The 3750-nt window shown below is 46.7% G+C and carries 3 protein-coding genes and 1 pseudogene; 2 read left to right on the top strand and 2 right to left on the bottom strand.

Annotation, left to right across the window (positions count from 1 at the left end):
• Positions 1-28: 28 nt before the first annotated feature.
• Positions 29-1279, bottom strand: coding sequence for a hypothetical protein (locus KDK18_RS10680; protein ID WP_257254885.1), 1251 nt, complete (start codon positions 1277-1279; stop codon positions 29-31).
• 309 nt (positions 1280-1588) lie between these two features.
• Here KDK18_RS10680 and KDK18_RS10675 point away from each other — a divergent pair, with 309 nt between their 5' ends.
• Together KDK18_RS10675 and KDK18_RS14750 are read left to right on the top strand one after the other, a co-directional pair.
• On the top strand, positions 1589-2299 hold the full coding sequence (locus tag KDK18_RS10675; protein ID WP_257254884.1) for a TetR/AcrR family transcriptional regulator: 711 nt from the start codon (positions 1589-1591) through the stop codon (positions 2297-2299).
• 174 nt (positions 2300-2473) lie between these two features.
• Positions 2474-2779 (top strand): annotated as a pseudogene (locus KDK18_RS14750) (hypothetical protein); the annotation flags it as partial.
• Here KDK18_RS14750 and KDK18_RS10670 read toward each other — a convergent pair.
• Positions 2689-3741: an efflux RND transporter permease subunit gene (locus KDK18_RS10670; RefSeq protein WP_373691168.1), complete on the bottom strand. Its 1053-nt coding sequence runs from the start codon at positions 3739-3741 to the stop codon at positions 2689-2691. The pseudogene KDK18_RS14750 and the gene KDK18_RS10670 sit on opposite strands and share 91 nt — an antisense overlap.
• Positions 3742-3750 lie beyond the last annotated feature (9 nt).

The following is a 3750-nucleotide window of genomic DNA, read 5'->3' as shown; positions in this document are numbered from 1 at the left end:
GTGCTGCCAGTTAACTTCTATTTAAAAATCAGGGCTCTTTAGTCTGGCCATTAACTTCTGAGGTATTGATACCCTGTCGATAGACATGCCAGCAATGCATCTCCAAGTCATTCCTTAATACTTCATTTTGGATGCCTTCGAAAAAATCGACATTTGCCTTGAATAATGTTTCATCCATATAGATCTTGGAGATGATATCTGGCCAGAATTCTTCTGGCTTTTCTAGAATGGGTTCTTTTAAACAATCTGTAATTCGAGAGATTGAAGCCAGATAACGGTCCCGCTGTTCGGGAAGTTTCGCCAGCAATTGGTTTAGCCGATGAATATTACCGTTTTCTGCGTTCATTTCTGTGGCTTTTGCCCGGCGGAGGGCCCTTGTCTCAAATTCCTTCGGGAAATGGCTATTCGCGATAGCATGGTAATGTTTGGTGTACACCAATTCCAGGGGTATGTAACGCTGGGGTGAGGATATATACGCATCTTCGGTGGCCAGAACAAAACAGCCGGGATTATTTTTTATCAGTGTGGTGATGTAATAGTCAGTTTTCCCCTGCGTGATCTCCCTGCTCAGTTGTTCTGCCTCTTCCCCCTCATCGGTAAAAGGATGTATGGCGGTAAACAGGGTAGTTGCCGGTGTAGCACCAGCAATTTCCTGGGCCGGGATTAAGTTGAAGGGGATTGCTTTAATGCCATAATGTTCAGCTTCTGCACGACAATCGTTGACATCGACAGGAATGACTTTGATCTGGAATCCAAGCTCCTTGAGGTGATTTTGCATTAACAAGGATACTTCTACGTCACCGCAGCCAATATCAACAATGTATTTGATTGCGCTATTTTTGCGTAAAAAGTCAGTCAGAAAGCTGAAGTTATGCAATTCCAAAGTCGAACTGTCTGCCGCCAGAGTGGGATCAACGAATGGTTGCGAAGGGTCCAGTGTCATCAATTCCTGATTACCAATGCGGACCGTTTCCGGTGTAAACTCATCCGATAGATGGGCATAGGTAGCACAGTAATTGCCAATGGAACTATTATCCACAATGGCTTTTTTCGCTTCGGATGAACCGTAATACGGCGTTCTGGAAGGCGTCTTTAAATCAGTAATGGTCCGGCTTGAAAGATCGACGGTTTGTTGTTCGTGGAAGCTGTCGGTTTTCAGATAAGAAGTGATGTCATGTTTTTGCGTAATATCATCAGGTTTACCAGGGGGAGTTTCTTTAGTGTCGCCCTGAAGTGTCGTTGGAACGACAGAGTTGAGAGTGTCCATACCGTTAATCATGACTTTTCTCCTTGTCTATGAAGATGCAATAAAATTAAAAACTTTTATTCAGCCTGAACTGATTAAAGTCTGTGCTTAATTTTTAGACTAAAGTGCCATTCATTAGTTCAATCCATGCTTCCATAAGGGGCAGCCACAAAATTTCAGCAATTCGTAACCACGCCGCGACCCACAGAGCCTGAAACCGTGGGAACCGGAGTTTTGCAACAGCTCTCCAGCCTGGTAGCTATTCAAATACAAAAAAGAACTTGTATCCGTTTACTAAAAACGAATAATATTCGGCTTTATTTTCAAGTGTTAGTGTCCTTTATGTCCAGACAGCAGAAACGTAATCAGAGAGAGGCCGAAATCGTTGCTGCCACACTCCTCCTGATGAAAGAGAAAAGCTTCCTTGATCTGCGAATGTCCGATGTTGCCAAAGCAGCAGAATGTTCCATGGGAGCCATCTATTCTCATTTCTCCAGTAAAGAGGATCTCCTTCTGGGGTGCGCCTGTTTTCTGGCCCGGCAAAAAATTCAGGTGCTTCAACGTGTTCTGGGTGCAGATCTGACTTCAATTGAAAAGATGGTCATGATGTCTCTCTGCATGTGGCAGGTGAATCAGGAAAATCCGGAGCACTTTGCACTCGGTCAGCTGGCCATGAATCCAAGCGTCTGGCAAAGAGCCTCGACCAATCGCAGTAATGCCATGAATGAGTTGGGAGACTACATTGACAATCTCCTCAAGACTCTGGTTCGGCAGACACTGGTTGAGAATGGTTATGAAGAAGTGTCTGAGACCTTGGTCGCCGAGTTGTTGATGGGGCTCTGGGGGTTGTCCAGTGGTCTTTATCAAATTAAGGAGTCAGGTTTTGGCGTGTTCAATGCGGACTTTCGAGAAGACGACGGAGTCAATCTGCACCTGGCAAATATTGAACGCTACCTGGCAGGCTGGAACCTTCATGCTAGCGTTCCCAGATCACGACTTATTGAACTGGTAGACGTTGTGGGTGCCTATACAGCCCTTGAAGCAGTCTGCTGAAAGTTTTACGTTAAACACAGTTTGGTTGGCAATTGTGGCATTTGAAGGTGGCGCAGAGTGTTGTTCTTTGCCCATGGCTGTTTATATTAATCCCCTCAGGCAGGGGATTTTTTACACTATTTTGCGAATGATATTCGGGGTTTGGATGCCCTGTGTCTGAGAGGGAGAAAGATAATGAAACCGCTTTTCAGCCTGCCCAAAAGCAAGGCTTTGTTCAATAGCAACAAGTTGGGGCATTCTCCGGCTTTTGTAGGCTTGGTCGCTGCGATTCTGGTGCTTACGGGTTGCTCGCAGCCACAGGAAGAGCAAAAAGAGCTGGTTCGTCCTGTGAAGCTGTTCAAAGTGGAAGATTCCAATGCCGGGAACTTACGGCAGTTCCCGGCCAAGGTTTACGCCAGCAGGGAAGCCGAGATTTCTTTTCGTATTCCCGGTGAGCTGGTGGAGTTTCCGGTCAAACAGGCTGAAGTGGTAAAGAAAGGGCAGTTACTGGCCAGGCTGGATGACCGTGATATTCGCAATGAGCTGGCTGCCCGACAGGCAGATTTTGATCTGGCATTAACGGCCTCCCCGACGTCCACTACATTCACGCCCTTGGCGAAAGATATACCGAGGGAAATCGCTTTCTCAGCGTTACTTCGATAGAGATTTTGGGGCGTGTCATCAAATGCAGTGTGAATGTCTGCAATATCACCCAGATAAATAAGCTCAGTGGTGCCTGGTGCGCTGATCAGCAACTGTTTCAGCTCACTAATATCCCTGAACTCTCCCGTGGGATGAATACGCACCGAAAAGCCATCAATAAACATGTTACCGGCATTGGATACAACATTCTGATTCTTGATCAGACCGTAGATATAGGCCGGATCGACCCCCAGGGCGGCCGATTTGGGCTGAGAGATTTCAATAACCACCTGTTCGTCGACCGTACCCGCCAGGCTGACTTTCTTGACGCCATCCACCAGAGAAAGTTCGCGCTGAAGAAAGTCGCCATAACTTTCCAGCTCACGATAATTAAAATCACGACTACTGATGTTCAGCATGATGCCAAAGACATCACTGAAGTTATCATTAACGATGGAAGGCAGCACACCGGGAGGCATAGAGGACTGGGTATCATTAACCTTACTGCGAAGCTCATCCCATATTTGTGGCTGGTCGCTGGCAGAGAACTCATCTTTGAGCTCTATCATGATCTGGGAAAGACCCGCGCTGGAGACGGAATCGATATTCTTTATATATTCCAGTTCCAGAATGGCCCGTTCCAGAGGCAAAGTCACCTCCTCTTCGACCTGCTGGGGTGAAGCCCCCGGGTAAGCTGTATTGACCATCGCCTGAGGAATCGGAAACTCCGGAAACTCCAATTTCCCCAGACCAAAGAACGATATCGTACCGCCGATCAACAGCAGAACCACAAACATCCAGCTGATGACTTTGTTTCGAATCGAATACTC

It is taken from the genome of Endozoicomonas sp. SESOKO3, assembly GCF_024606255.1.
This window is presented reverse-complemented; position numbering and strand designations above follow the sequence as displayed.

Coding starts and splice junctions, on each gene's coding strand:
- KDK18_RS10680 (WP_257254885.1), bottom strand. CDS start 1,279: ATGATTAACGGTATGGACACTCTCAACTCTGTCGTTCCAACGACACTT.
- KDK18_RS10675 (WP_257254884.1), top strand. CDS start 1,589: ATGTCCAGACAGCAGAAACGTAATCAGAGAGAGGCCGAAATCGTTGCT.